We start from the raw sequence: 13622 nt of genomic DNA, 5'->3' as shown, positions 1-13622 counted from the left end.
ATTTTTATTAACAATTATAGCTTATGCAAATAACCCTTGATAATCCGCTTGGCAAATACACTTCACCGAAGGGTGTTGAATCATTCGTTCAGCGAAAATCACATAGTATTCTTCTTGCAAGGCTTCTATTGTCGTAATAAAGGTCATCGGCAGGTCCTGCTTTACTTCAACACGGTATGCATTCGGTGCAAGAAAAAGAGCATCTGGCTGATATCTGGCAAAAGCCTGAAGTAGAGCGACATCATCAAATTCACCTAAAATATCTGGTGTATAACCTTGTTGGTCAAACCATTGCTGTACATTACGCCCCATCGCAGTTCTACTTCCAGGAACTAATAACTTGCGCTCAGCGAGCAACTTGGATAAATCACAATCCTCGACCTCTCCAAAAGAGAATAAACTCATCTGACACTCTCCGATCTTACGACTATACAAACCCGGGCTTTGTGCTGAATCAACAGGGCAATCAGAAATAATAATATCCAGTTGATGTTGAGATAACTGTTCTAATAGCAGTTCATGAGTAGACTCAAAACAACGCAAATGTATTTTTTCATCTTCGGGTATCGCATGAAGTAAGATCTTACTGACCAACCTTTTAGAAAGTGCATCAGCAACTCCCACGTCAAAGAGAATATTTGAACGCTGACTATAGTTAACAATATCAAGCATCTCATAACTTAAACCAAACATTCGATCTGCATACTTATAGACCAGTTGTCCTAACTCACTTGGTTCTATCTTTCGTCCATTGCGTTTAGTTAATTTCCCACCCATTCGCTCTTCAAAGGCTTTAACCTGCCCAGTCACGGTTTGAGGTGTCAAAAATAAAGCATCCGCTGCTTTGGTTACTGAGCCCTGTTTGCACACCATCCAAAAATAATAAAGGTGGTTGTAATTAAGATGAGCCATCTAAAACACTCCTGACTATAAATGCTTTCTCACAAACAAGAAAAACATGACAACATTGACATATATGACAACAAATAACTCGAAAATATCGTACTAATCAACAAAAAAACACGGTTATTACGAAGTTTATTATTACATTGATTTCATTTAACTTTCTAATATCATTCAATTTCCCATAAAAGACTAGTGATAAGAATTAAATAAAAACTAATAAAATCATAAACTTAAATTAAAACCAAGTTAACTTTAATAAATATTAAAATTAGAGAGGCGACTGTAATATTACTGAAACATTCAACTTCTATTATCCGCGAAGATTAAACAACAGGTCTCGATTAAACGACCCCGGAGAAATTGATGATGAACCAAGCAACGACGACAATACCGTCAGAATCAACAGGGAAACTGATGTTTCGCTGGATCAACTTGGCGTTCATGCTTTACCTTCTGCTTTTAGCTGTTGGTATGATAGGAAGTGGCTTCAAATGGGCAACGGCTGATCAAGCCAAAGTACTGTTCGAATTCGCATCGCATCCTATTGCTGGTCTTATGATTGGTTTAGTCGCGACAGCGCTTATTCAATCATCAAGTACGGTTACCTCGATTATTGTAGGACTTGTTGCAGGTGGCTTACCTGTTGAATTGGCGATTCCTATGATTATGGGAGCAAACATCGGCACGACGGTGACCAATACACTCGTTAGCCTTGGTCACGTTCGCTGTAATACTGAATTTAAGCGAGCATTTGCCAGTGCAACCATTCACGATTTTTTCAATGTCCTAGCCGTAGTGATCTTCCTTCCATTGGAAATGGCGTTTGGACTGTTAGAAAAAATCTCTCATTGGCTTGTTTCCCCGCTACTTGCCACCGGCGATATGAGCATGAAAGGTTTAAACTTTATCAAACCTATAACCAGTCCTGTGATTTCCGCGGTTAAAACCCCTCTTAGCAGCTTTGGCGATACTGTGGGAGGTATTCTCCTAATTGCTGCCGGTATCATAACCATCTTTATCGCCATTACATTCATGGGGAAACTGATGAAGAAGTTAATGGTAGGCCGCGCAAGGGATATTCTAAAAGGTGCAATTGGCCGAGGCCCACTGCACGGTATTCTATCGGGTTCAGTTGTCACTGTATTGGTTCAATCCTCTTCAACAACAACCAGTCTTATGGTTCCTCTGGTAGGGTCTGGCGTACTAAAAGTAAAAGAAGTCTATCCTTTTACTCTTGGGGCCAATATTGGAACATGTATCACTGCTCTACTTGCTGCAACCGCAGTATCAGGCGAATTTGCGGTATTTGCACTCCAGATTGCATTGGTTCACCTTGCGTTTAATATTTTAGCGACACTGTTTATTTACGGTATTCCATTTTTACGTAACCTACCGTTACAAGGTGCTGAAAAAATCTCTGAGTTAGCAATTAAAAACAAGTCAGTTGTTGCCATATATTTAGTGTCTCTATTTTTCATTATCCCAGGCGCTATCCTTGCGATATCCGTGTAAAGTCTTGCCATAATAGAAAGAAACAAAAATGCCGAGCATCTTCATGCTCGGCATTTCTATTTTTTACGTTACTGAAGAATCATTAAACTGAAAATGGATACCGAATAGCATCGTGACATTCGTAGCCTTCAACTTCAAAGTCATCCAATGTGACCCAAGTTTCCAAGTCTTCTAAAGTCTTAACGTTAGGGTTAATCTTAAAAGTAGGCGCAGCTAATGGTGTACGCTTGAGCTGAACATCACGCATCAGTTCTAACTGATCTTCGTATATGTGTGCATTCACTATTTTATGATAAGCCTTTCCAGGTTTGTTACCCGTTATCTGAGCCATAATAGCCAAAAATGCATAAACCTGAACCATATTAAAATTTAGCCCTAAAGGCACATCACAGGACCTTTGAGTGCTATTTAGATATAGAGTATCACCTAATAATGAAAAGTGGTGGCTATACATGCATGGACGTAAACACCCCATATGAAACTCACCAGGGTTGTAGAAATTTAGAATTTCTCCACGGTCATCAACACCACGGCTCAAATCATCAACAATTTTACGCAGTTGATCGATATGCCCGCCATCAGGTTTTGCCCAGGATCGCCCTTGAACACCATATACACGCCCCATATCATCTTCACCTTTACGGTAAGAATTATCTAACCAAGCTTGATTATCGTTGGCGTTAGCATTCCAAGTTGGGGTGCCTAGGGCTCTAAAATCTGCCGCACTGTCATAGCCACGAATATACCCCAAAAGCTCAGCAACGGCTGACTTCCAAAAACTCTTTCTCGTCGTTACCAATGGAAATTGCCCATTCTCCACATCATAAGTTAGATCAGCATTAACAACGGTTAAACAACGTTTGCCTGTTCGCTCATTTTCAATCCAAATGCCATCGTCAACGATACGCTGACAAAGTTCTAAATACTGTTTCACAATCGTTCCTCAGGATAACGTTATTGAGTGATATTACGGCGGTATTTATAAGACCAAACCACCAAAAGCAAACCAGGGATAATCATAGGCAATGAGAGGATTTGCCCCATTGAAATAATATCGCCATACAGACCTAACTGAGCATCCGGCTCACGGAAGTATTCTATGATAAAACGGAAAAATCCATAGCCTAACAAAAACAAGCCAGATACTGAACCTACAGGCCTTGGTTTACGAATAAACCAATTAAGGATAAAGAAGAGAACAACGCCCTCTAAAGCAAACTCATACAGTTGAGATGGATGACGAGGTAACTCTCCAGCATTTGGAAATACGAAAGCCCACGGAACATCTGTGGTTCTGCCCCAAAGTTCGCCATTCATAAAATTGCCTAATCGGCCCAGACCTAACCCAAAAGGAACAAGTGGAGCAACAAAGTCAGCTACAGCAAAAAAGCGACGCTGCTGTCGATGCGCATACCAGAACATCGCCGTTATAACCCCGACCAACCCTCCATGGAATGACATCCCACCGCTCCAAACCTTAAACAAATAAAGTGGATCTTGAATGAAGTAATCAAAGTTATACACCAAGACATATCCGACTCGTCCACCAACAACCACACCGATGAAACACGCAAATAGTAAATCGGAAACCTGTTCCTTGGTCCAGCCACTATTGGGTTTTGATGCTCGTCGGTTAGCCAGCCAATTTGCAAAAAGGAAACCTAACAAATACATCAAACCATACCAATGGATGGCTATTGGGCCAATAGCAATAGCAACAGGGTCAATTTCAGGAAACGGTAAATATTCTTGCGACATAAAATTCAAACTTACTCAATAATTATGGGGATTTAACTAGGACAGTTATTGCGCCAACACGTTCAGTACTATAAGGCATATTGCATTATGCCTTAAATTTATTAATAAATATTCTCTCAACAACACGGTAGGACATTATGAGGGACGACCAGGTTCGATGATGATGTATCATTACGCCATTATCTTATTTTTTACCCGCACGAATAAATCCAGCAAAACCATTTTTCTCTAAATAATCACTCATCAAAGTATAAATTTGATGTCCATGGGTTTGCATCAAAGCTTGATTAACGAGATGCTCTAGTTCTGCCAATTCGGTATTACGAATCATATATTTAACTTTAGCGACATTAGAGGTGTTCATACTCAACGTTCGATACCCCATCCCAATCAACAACATCGCTCCGAGAGGATCACCGGCTAACTCTCCACATACACATACATCAATATTGTTATTCTGACATGTGTCATAAATGTGTTTTAGAGCGAGAAAAACCGCAGGGTGCATCGATTCATAAATATCTGCAACCTTAGCATTATTACGATCAACCGCGAGTAAATATTGAGTTAAGTCATTGGTACCAATCGAAACAAAATCAATTTTATCGCAAATAAGCGGAAGCAGATAGATCATCGAAGGCACTTCAACCATGATGCCAATTTTAGGTTTAACGAGACTCGGATCAATTAGGGAAACTTCACTATACGCCTGCTCTATCAATTCAAGTGCGTCATCAACTTCTTGGATACTCGAAACCATTGGTAAGAGAATACTTAAGTTTTTCGAACCCGCACTTGCTCTGATCATCGCTCTGAGTTGAATAAGAAAAATATCAGGATGGCCTAGAGTAAACCGAATCCCACGCCAACCAAGGAATGGGTTCTCTTCAATAATGGGTAAATATGGTAAAGGTTTATCGCCGCCAATATCAAGCGTGCGCATAACCACTTTTTTATTAGGGTACGTACTTAAGATGCCACTATAGAGCTGAGTTTGTTCTTCTTCTGAAGGGAAACCATTACTAAGCAAGAAAGATATTTCAGTGCGATAAAGCCCTACACCATCAACACTTTGATTTATCGCGATACTGCTATCCATACTTAAACCAGCATTTAACAATACTTCGATCGCCTGACCATCTTGAGTCACAGCCGGTTGATCAACATGGAGGTTGACCATAGCCGACAACTCAGTTTCTTCCGTCGCTAAGGATTGATACTCCTCCAATAAACGCTGATCGGGATCGATATAGACTAAACCAGCATAGCCATCGACGACACCTTGGTGCTCACCAATAGTATTTAAGTTCACAGACGCTCCCATAACCGCAGGAATGCCGAGTGCTCTTGATAATATTGCCGCATGAGAGTTCGCTGAACCATCAACGGCAACAACTCCTAATAACTTATCTTTAGGTATACTGGCGAGAATTGAAGCGGTCAGCTCTTGAACAACCAAAATAATCGGCTGTTCAATGGATTGCATTTCATTTTCACTGTGATAGAGAAAGTAAAGAACTCGTTGACCCAGCTCTTGAATATCCTGGGCCCGTTCACGTAAATACGAATCAGACATACTAGCAAAACGTGCTGCATACGTTTCAACGACTTGACGCAATGCCCAATCAGCCCTATCTCCTAGTTTAATTTGAGTTTTCAGATCCTTTCTCAACATAGGATCATTCAGCAAGTGGGTAAAGAGATCGAATATCGCTAATGCATCTTTATTCAAATCTCCATCGAGCTTATTTCTCATACGACGGAAGTCACCTAATGCTCGATCAATTGCGAGCATCAGCCAATCGTGTTCTTTGTCAGGGTTTAAACCCGATGCTGGAGAGACATCTTCTAATTGAGGTTGGCTGTTATCACACCAAAACTGACCAATAACAACCCCAGATGAAGCGGCAATACCGGATATTGCTCGATGCTGTTCCGATAACAACCACAAACCTTGAGTTTGAGCATGAGCAATCAAGATCGCTATCTGGGCAGCAAGGGTGACGAGGAAGGACTCTTCAACCTCATTAAATTGACGAGAAGAGCGTTGCTGAACAACTAAAACACCAAGCACTTTTTTACGATAAATAATCGGTGTACCTAGAAAACTATGGTAGACCTCTTCCCCTAAACTTTTAAAATACTTAAAGCTCGGATGTTTAGACGCTTCAGCAAGATTTATGGGTTCAGCCGAACGTTTTACCAGGCCTACTAACCCTTCTTCGAACCCAATATGAACCTTATCACCTTCAAACTTAAGGCCTTGAGTTGCCATAAGTTCTAGGCGAGATTTATCCTCATTTGCTAAGTATATCGTGCAGCATTCAGTTTCCATCGCAAGGCATGTTTGTTTAACTAGCACCTCCAACGCTTGATGAACGTTTTCTACTTTGGAAACCTGCTCAACGATTTCCCTTAGCTGAGAAAGCATGATTATCCTCTTCGATATCTACGTTTATTTTTTGCGGACGCGGTCTTACGCTCCCTAAATGGCATTGCTGTTGAAGCAAACTCCTTCATTGCTCGGCGATATACATCTCGCTTAAATGACACTACTTGTCTAACTGGGTACCAATAACTTACCCAACGCCAACCATCAAATTCAGGGGTTTGTCCGCGCTGCATATTCACTCTAGAGTCACTTGATTCTAGACGCAGGAGAAACCATTTCTGTTTTTGTCCGATACAAACTGGTTGAGAATCCCGACGAACAAGGCGCTTGGGAAGTTTATACTTCAACCAATGGCGACTCGTCGCCAAAATTTTCACATCCTTAGATGTTAGTCCAACTTCTTCATACAGCTCACGGAACATAGCCTGCTCAGGTGACTCACCTTCATCCATGCCGCCTTGCGGAAACTGCCAAGAGTGTTGTCCGTATCGTTTCGCCCAGAATACCTGACCATGGCTATTGCAGATAACTATACCAACATTGAGCCGGTAACCATCGCCATCGATCACTGGAAAACCTCTAGTAAATTTTTAATTACATTGATTTTTCCACATATCCCCAGTAGGAGCAAATTAACCTTGCAGGGAAAGACGAAATTTATGCACTGTAACGTGAAATGACGAATAAAAACCAAAAACATAAGTTATCAACATCATTTCAGCTTAACACGTCAATTTATTCACGTTTTCTGTGTATAACTATGTGAAGAAGCCAATGAAAAACTAGCTAGCAACAGATAACCACTTCAATATAGAAAATAAAAACCTCAAAAAGATAATTAATTAATATTTAATTTCAATAAGTTAACCAACAAAACCAATTAAACAGTCAGACAAAGATCTTTTTTGGATCGATTAAAAAAGTAAGTGTTCAAAGATCCATCAATAAAAAGATTATCCACATGTAATTTAAAATCTAAGGCTAAATCAATAATAAACTGCACTAAATTGGACAAGATCCTCATATACACAGTGCAAATGATTTATTTTTCCTTGTAATATGATTAATTTCTGTGGATAACCGTTTACTTATCCAACAACTCTTGATGAACGATCAATTTATCAAGATCTCGAGAACCTCTTTTGCTAAAATCAGATCACGTAAACGATCCCGCACTTATATATGAAACCAGAGCCTAAATCAGAACAAGAGTTACTAAAACGAGCTCATGAAATCGCTGGACTCACATTCGCTGAGTTAGCCGAACACGCCAATATTCCCGTACCTAATGATTTGACTCGAGATAAAGGTTGGGTTGGGCAATTGCTGGAATGGCATTTGGGTGCTCAAGCAGGCAGTCGTCCTCAACAAGACTTTGAAACACTGGGTATTGAGCTAAAAAGCATTCCAGTGAGTTATCAAGGTAAGCCGCTGGAGACAACGTTTGTCTGTGTTGCTCCGTTAGTTGGTATACATGGACTAACTTGGGAGAATAGTCACGTTAGAAACAAACTATCACGTGTGCTTTGGATTCCAGTCGAAGGCGAACGAGAAATCCCATTAGGAAATCGACGCGTTGGTTCACCACTTATCTGGTCACCAAACCAAGAAGAAGAAGCAAAACTGAAAGCCGATTGGGAGGAGTTAATGGAATTTATTGCATTAGGTCAGTTTAATCAAATCACTGCTCGTCATGGTGACGTCCTACAATTACGACCTAAAGCGGCAAACGGTAAAGTTAAAACTGAAGCCGTTGGCAGCAGTGGAAAAATGATAAAAACCTTACCTAGAGGTTTTTATTTACGTACTCAATTTACTGATCTTATTCTAAAAACCCACTTTATTGGCTAATCCAGCTCTTCTTCTAAGCACCTTGTTCACATCTAGCTACTCTACTTAAGCTCGTTACTTTCCAATCAATAGGCACTTAGCTTATATTGGTAGTATATAAACGAAAATCATTGCCTTTTATGCCGCTGATAACAAGGAAGCCTTATGCATTATACGAAACTCCCTCATTCAACGTTAGAAGTCAGCAAAATATGCCTCGGTACAATGACGTTTGGAGAACAAAATACGGTTGATGACGCCTGTTCTCAACTTGATTATGCTTTAGAACGCGGGGTTAACTTTATTGATACCGCTGAAATGTACCCTGTGCCACCAAACGGCAAAACACAAGGGTTAACCGAAGACTATATTGGCCAATGGTTAGAAAAATCAGGAAAGCGTGAAAAAATTGTTCTTGCAAGTAAAGTCTCGGGCCCCACTCGAATTAACCATATTCGCGATAACATGGCGCTCGATCATCGAAATATTCATCAAGCGATTAATGATAGCCTCACGAGACTTAAAACAGATTATATCGATTTATATCAGCTTCATTGGCCACAACGTCAGACTAACTGTTTTGGTCAACTCAATTACCAAGAATCAGATGATCGCGATGATATACCGTTGATTGAAACCTTAGAAGTGATGACCGATTTAGTTAAAGCAGGAAAAATTCGCTATATCGGGGTATCAAACGAGACACCTTGGGGCGTAATGAGTTATCTCCGTTTGGCAGAAAAACATGATTTACCACGCATTGTTACGATTCAAAACCCTTACAACTTGCTCAATAGAACGTTCGAAGTGAGTTTATCTGAAATCAGTCATTACGAAGGCGTACAATTGTTGGCTTATTCTCCACTGGCTTTTGGAACATTAACGGGAAAATACCTTCATGGCGCAAGACCAACGGGGGCTCGATGCTCGTTATATGAACGCTTTCAACGTTATTTTACACCACAAGGAATTAAAGCTGCCGAGGCATATGTCCAGTTAGCCCATGAGCACAACCTAGATCCCGCTCAAATGGCGCTAGCATTTGTCAATCAACGTCCTTTTGTCGGTTCCAATATCATTGGGGCAACCAACCTTGAACAGTTAGCGAGTAATATTGATAGTATCAACCTCACTCTTTCAGATGAGGTACTGGCAAAAATCGAAGAGCTTTCAATACTCTATTCCAACCCTTGTCCGTAGCCTAAATAGAGTTGCCTCCATTTTTCTTATTAAGTTGGGCGCCTAAGCAAGGCGCCCTTACTATTTACGTTGGTATTCTCAACCGATAAAAACGGCGAAGATGATATAGACGACGTTCAACTTGATTTGCAGAAAGTGGTCTATCTCCAATGGCTTGACCATCCGGTAAGATGCCAATATCACGTAATAAGTACTCGCTATGCCATGGGATATCATTCGCTGTACGGCGTAATTTTCGCTGAAAAGCTCGCTCTTTATGTCGAATATCCGCACCAATAAACCAAGTTGCTAACGTAATATAAATAGAATGACGCATAACCTAACTCCTAAAATAGATTGAGCTGGGAGTAAGGCAGATTGAATAAGGGGAGTAGTGATCTTTTTCAAGCTGCCTGTTCCGCAGCTTGAATAAATAATGGCTAACGGATCATTTCATTGTTGGTTCGGTTATCTCGTTTATCTGCAAAAATAGTGGCGACAGACGAATGCATAGACACCATAAGGTAGGCGTTATTACGCAGCATCACTGAAGACACAAAATGAGAGAAATGAGAAGAAGCAGAACATTGAGATAGTATCGATGTGATATTCATGTACGCCTCCGAAAAATGAAAAGTCCAATTAGTGTGAGGTGACAACCTCATAAATGATTATATGAAAATGAATTCACAATACAACCTAAATGTATGAATTTTATTCAATAGACTAGAATTAACTAAAAATCCGCTATGTAACACTGAAATAGAAACGTTATTCTCTGATATAAAAAAGCCGCTGCGTTATAACACAGCGGCTTTTAGAAACAATAAATACGAATCTGCTTAAGCAATCTCTTCTGTCAGCAACCCATGTTTATTTAACAAACGGTACATCGTTGCTCGTGAAATTCCCAACTCTTTGGCTGCCTGAGATACCTGACCACCATTTGACTCAAGTACCATAACCAATGCTTCTTTTTCAGAGCGTTCTCTTACGCATTTGAGGCTCATCTTGCCTTCGCTACGTTTTGGTAAGTCCAAGTTATCTTGAGTTAGCATGACAGTATCTGACATCAATACCATGCGTTTGACCTGATTCGTCAGCTCACGAACATTACCCGGCCAGCTATATCGAGACAGCTCTTTCAATGCGTCATCGGTAAAACCACGAGCTTGGGCATTGTATTCCTTTGAAAAAAGTTGCAGATAATGTCGAGCCAATAACGGGATATCCGCTAATCGTTCTTTCAAACTCGGCACATTGACTCGCAGTACATTGATATAATGATAAAGCTCATCGTTAAAGTCGCCATCAATTAGCGCTTTTTCTAAGTCTGTCGAATTTGCTGCAAGAATACGTACATCAACCTTTTTAAAACCAGTCGATGATTCTACTGTTCCTTCTTGGAAAAAACGTAACAAGTTAACTTGTTGCTCTGCAGTAATAGACAGAATATCGTTAAGGAGGATCGTTCCACCATCGGCTTGCTCTAATAGTGATACAAATTCTTCTTCGTCATTATTAACGCCAAAAAGCTCTTTTTCAAAGCGACGTTCTGACATAGCACGACAATTTACAGGAATAAATGGACGCTGAGAACGAGCAGAGTTAGCGTGAATCGCTTTCGCTACCATTTCTTTACCCGATCCATTTTCACCATGAATCAAGATGCTTACATCCGTTGGAGCGATGCGCTTAATTTGATCTCGTAAACGTTTAATTGGTACCGATTCCCCGATCAGTCCCATATCACTAGACGAACCATAGTTAGGCCAAACTTTTTTCTCAAGTTTCAACATTCCCAATTGATGACCAATCGTACTAAGCAATTGTGCATCTGGTATTGGAGCTGTAAAGAAATCAATACAAAAGTTAACAATGAATTGGCAAATCGTGTCTGAGCTTAACTGTGACTCACGAATAAAGGCAATCCAGCGAACTTGACGATGAGAACTCACCAAGGTTGCTATTCCATTTAAGCTGAATTCATCTTCACTTAAATCGACTACACCAATACAAGGCCCTGTTGACGCAAACAGCGTATCAGCTTTGCGTAAATCAGCAACTTGAGAACAACGCCATCCAACTTGTTCTAATACTGATAACCATGGTTCATAGGTTCCACCAACTACAACCAAAGATCCTGGAACGGAATCCATTCGAAACTGATTATTCATGAACGATCCTTACCACTATTCTATTTAAAATAATTATTAACTATTTTACAGTGTACTAATATATACAAAAGACGTAACTAAAAAAAAGCAATAGATTTTGGTTGTCTTATTAATAGGACAAGTAAAATTAATAATCTCAACAATACGTTATCCAACTCATTATTCATTTAATAATACAAATATAAAGTCTATGTCTTCTTGTTCTACGCCAAATACGTATTACTACAAATGAGTACTATATATTTTAGCATATAAAATAAAGAGCCTCTTCTAAATAGAAGAGGCTCTTTATAACAATTACAAATAGTAAAATCTGAACTAAGATCCAATAACTAATTCGATTGAGGTCTCATTGCAGGGAACAAAATCACATCACGAATCGTATGTGAATTGCTAAATAGCATTGCAAGACGATCAATACCAATTCCTTGACCCGCGGTTGGCGGTAGTCCGTGTTCAAGCGCAACGATGTAATCGGCATCGTAGAACATCGCTTCATCATCACCCGACTCTTTCGCGTCGACTTGAGCTTTAAAGCGCGCATCTTGATCTTCTGCATCGTTAAGCTCAGAGAAGCCATTTGCCACTTCGCGGCCACCAATAAAGAATTCAAAACGATCGGTAATAAATGAGTTTTCATCATTACGACGAGCAAGCGGTGAAATATCAGCCGGATACTCTGTGATGAACGTTGGCTGAATCAGCTGTGGCTCAGCGGTTTCACCAAAAATTTCTTCCAACAATTGACCGCATGTCCAGAAGGTTTCAACCTCGATATGTAGCGATTTAGCAATAGATACCATTAGGTCACGATTTTGAACACCATCGTAATCTAGAGCTTGGATATCGGCATGATCTGGGTTGTAGTGTTTAATCGCATCCAACATGCTCATACGAGTATAAGTGCCACCAAATTCAACCATTTCATCGCCATACGGCATTGCGGTTGCGCCTAACACATCGAGCGCACAGGTTCTTAGCATCTCTTCAGTAAGATCCATCAGATCACGGTAGTCTGCGTATGCCATATAGAATTCCATCATGGTGAATTCTGGGTTATGGCGTGGTGACAAACCTTCATTACGGAAGTTGCGGTTCACTTCGAATACACGATCAAACCCACCGACAACCAAACGCTTTAAGTAAAGCTCTGGCGCAATACGCAGATACATATCAATGTCTAACGCATTGTGATGCGTCACAAACGGACGAGCTGATGCACCACCAGGGATGGTTTGCATCATTGGTGTTTCTACTTCTAGGAACCCTTTTTTAGACATGAACGTTCGAATCGCAGCAACCAACTTAGAACGAATGATAAAGGCGTTACGAGAATCTTCGTTAACGATCAAATCGACATAGCGCTGGCGGTAGCGTTGCTCTTGGTCTGTTAAACCATGAAACTTTTCTGGAAGTGGACGAAGTGCTTTAGTAAGCAGTTCATACTCTTCCATATTAACGTAAAGATCGCCTTTGCCTGACTTATGTAATGCACCTTTAACACCAATGATGTCGCCAATGTCTAAGCCTTGATACACTTCTTTGAGCTCTTTCTGCACAGGTTTCGCAGCATAAGCTTGAATACGACCCGATGTTTCTTGAATCACCAAGAAAGGACCACGCTTGGCCATAATGCGGCCCGTAATTGCAACGATATGATTTAAAGCTTCTAACTCTTCTTTACTCTTCTCACCAAACTCTTTTTGAAGATCACCAGCTAGGCTATCACGACGAAAATCATTCGGGTGACCATTAGATTTACCGATCTTTCGGATATGCTCCAATTTAGCGCGGCGCTCTGCAATCAGTTTGTTCTCTTCTAATAAATGGTCGTTTTGATTCGCATCAGTCATTTGGGATATGCCCTA

12 protein-coding genes are annotated in these 13622 nt (G+C 40.4%); 3 read left to right on the top strand and 9 right to left on the bottom strand.

Annotated features, from left to right (window positions below; all coding sequences use genetic code 11):
• Positions 1 to 21 precede the first annotated feature (21 nt).
• Entirely contained in the window at positions 22 to 912 is an 891-nt protein-coding gene (gene nhaR / locus ACXJY6_RS14865; protein WP_456052012.1) for a transcriptional activator NhaR, read from the bottom strand.
• A gap of 360 nt (positions 913 to 1272) precedes the next feature.
• Here nhaR and ACXJY6_RS14860 point away from each other — a divergent pair, with 360 nt between their 5' ends.
• The gene (locus ACXJY6_RS14860) at positions 1273 to 2418 is read left to right on the top strand and encodes a Na/Pi symporter (RefSeq protein WP_456052087.1); all 1146 of its coding nucleotides are present in this window, start codon (positions 1273 to 1275) and stop codon (positions 2416 to 2418) included.
• A gap of 82 nt (positions 2419 to 2500) precedes the next feature.
• Here the strand turns inward: ACXJY6_RS14860 and ACXJY6_RS14855 are convergent, their stop codons facing one another.
• The 4 genes from ACXJY6_RS14855 to rppH form a co-directional block, all read right to left on the bottom strand.
• Positions 2501 to 3352: a thymidylate synthase gene (locus ACXJY6_RS14855; protein ID WP_456052013.1), complete on the bottom strand. Its 852-nt coding sequence runs from the start codon at positions 3350 to 3352 to the stop codon at positions 2501 to 2503.
• Positions 3353 to 3372: 20 nt separating this feature from the next.
• On the bottom strand, positions 3373 to 4176 hold the full coding sequence (lgt, locus tag ACXJY6_RS14850) for a prolipoprotein diacylglyceryl transferase (protein WP_456052014.1): 804 nt from the start codon (positions 4174 to 4176) through the stop codon (positions 3373 to 3375).
• A gap of 184 nt (positions 4177 to 4360) precedes the next feature.
• Positions 4361 to 6607: a phosphoenolpyruvate--protein phosphotransferase gene (gene ptsP, locus ACXJY6_RS14845; protein ID WP_458768803.1), complete on the bottom strand. Its 2247-nt coding sequence runs from the start codon at positions 6605 to 6607 to the stop codon at positions 4361 to 4363.
• 2 nt (positions 6608 to 6609) lie between these two features.
• Positions 6610 to 7137: an RNA pyrophosphohydrolase gene (gene rppH, locus ACXJY6_RS14840; RefSeq protein WP_456052016.1), complete on the bottom strand. Its 528-nt coding sequence runs from the start codon at positions 7135 to 7137 to the stop codon at positions 6610 to 6612.
• 613 nt (positions 7138 to 7750) lie between these two features.
• Between rppH and mutH the strand changes: the two genes are divergently transcribed.
• Together mutH and ACXJY6_RS14830 are read left to right on the top strand one after the other, a co-directional pair.
• A complete protein-coding gene (gene mutH, locus ACXJY6_RS14835) occupies positions 7751 to 8419 on the top strand; it encodes a DNA mismatch repair endonuclease MutH (RefSeq protein WP_458768802.1) in 669 nt (222 codons plus the stop codon).
• Between the two features lie 144 nt (positions 8420 to 8563).
• A complete protein-coding gene (locus tag ACXJY6_RS14830; protein WP_458768801.1) occupies positions 8564 to 9598 on the top strand; it encodes an NADP(H)-dependent aldo-keto reductase in 1035 nt (344 codons plus the stop codon).
• Positions 9599 to 9662: 64 nt separating this feature from the next.
• Here ACXJY6_RS14830 and ACXJY6_RS14825 read toward each other — a convergent pair whose 3' ends face one another.
• From ACXJY6_RS14825 to lysS, 4 genes are all read right to left on the bottom strand, one after another.
• Positions 9663 to 9914, bottom strand: coding sequence for a DUF1127 domain-containing protein (locus ACXJY6_RS14825; RefSeq protein ID WP_456052019.1), 252 nt, complete (start codon positions 9912 to 9914; stop codon positions 9663 to 9665).
• A 103-nt stretch (positions 9915 to 10017) separates the two neighbouring features.
• A complete protein-coding gene (locus tag ACXJY6_RS14820) occupies positions 10018 to 10191 on the bottom strand; it encodes a hypothetical protein (protein ID WP_458768800.1) in 174 nt (57 codons plus the stop codon).
• A 228-nt stretch (positions 10192 to 10419) separates the two neighbouring features.
• Positions 10420 to 11754, bottom strand: coding sequence for a cyclic-di-GMP-binding transcriptional regulator VpsR (gene vpsR / locus ACXJY6_RS14815; RefSeq protein WP_458768799.1), 1335 nt, complete (start codon positions 11752 to 11754; stop codon positions 10420 to 10422).
• 332 nt (positions 11755 to 12086) lie between these two features.
• On the bottom strand, positions 12087 to 13607 hold the full coding sequence (gene lysS / locus ACXJY6_RS14810; RefSeq protein WP_458768798.1) for a lysine--tRNA ligase: 1521 nt from the start codon (positions 13605 to 13607) through the stop codon (positions 12087 to 12089).
• Positions 13608 to 13622: the final 15 nt, after the last annotated feature.

Source organism: Vibrio phycocola (genome assembly GCF_054404255.1).
This window is presented reverse-complemented; position numbering and strand designations above follow the sequence as displayed.

What these genes read in the sequence shown, in the direction of transcription:
- nhaR (WP_456052012.1), bottom strand. Translation starts at nt 912, where the DNA reads ATGGCTCATCTTAATTACAACCACCTTTATTATTTTTGGATGGTGTGC.
- ACXJY6_RS14860 (WP_456052087.1), top strand. Translation starts at nt 1,273, where the DNA reads ATGAACCAAGCAACGACGACAATACCGTCAGAATCAACAGGGAAACTG.
- lgt (WP_456052014.1), bottom strand. Translation starts at nt 4,176, where the DNA reads ATGTCGCAAGAATATTTACCGTTTCCTGAAATTGACCCTGTTGCTATT.
- ptsP (WP_458768803.1), bottom strand. Translation starts at nt 6,607, where the DNA reads ATGCTTTCTCAGCTAAGGGAAATCGTTGAGCAGGTTTCCAAAGTAGAA.
- mutH (WP_458768802.1), top strand. Translation starts at nt 7,751, where the DNA reads ATGAAACCAGAGCCTAAATCAGAACAAGAGTTACTAAAACGAGCTCAT.
- ACXJY6_RS14830 (WP_458768801.1), top strand. Translation starts at nt 8,564, where the DNA reads ATGCATTATACGAAACTCCCTCATTCAACGTTAGAAGTCAGCAAAATA.
- ACXJY6_RS14825 (WP_456052019.1), bottom strand. Translation starts at nt 9,914, where the DNA reads ATGCGTCATTCTATTTATATTACGTTAGCAACTTGGTTTATTGGTGCG.
- ACXJY6_RS14820 (WP_458768800.1), bottom strand. Translation starts at nt 10,191, where the DNA reads ATGAATATCACATCGATACTATCTCAATGTTCTGCTTCTTCTCATTTC.
- vpsR (WP_458768799.1), bottom strand. Translation starts at nt 11,754, where the DNA reads ATGAATAATCAGTTTCGAATGGATTCCGTTCCAGGATCTTTGGTTGTA.
- lysS (WP_458768798.1), bottom strand. Translation starts at nt 13,607, where the DNA reads ATGACTGATGCGAATCAAAACGACCATTTATTAGAAGAGAACAAACTG.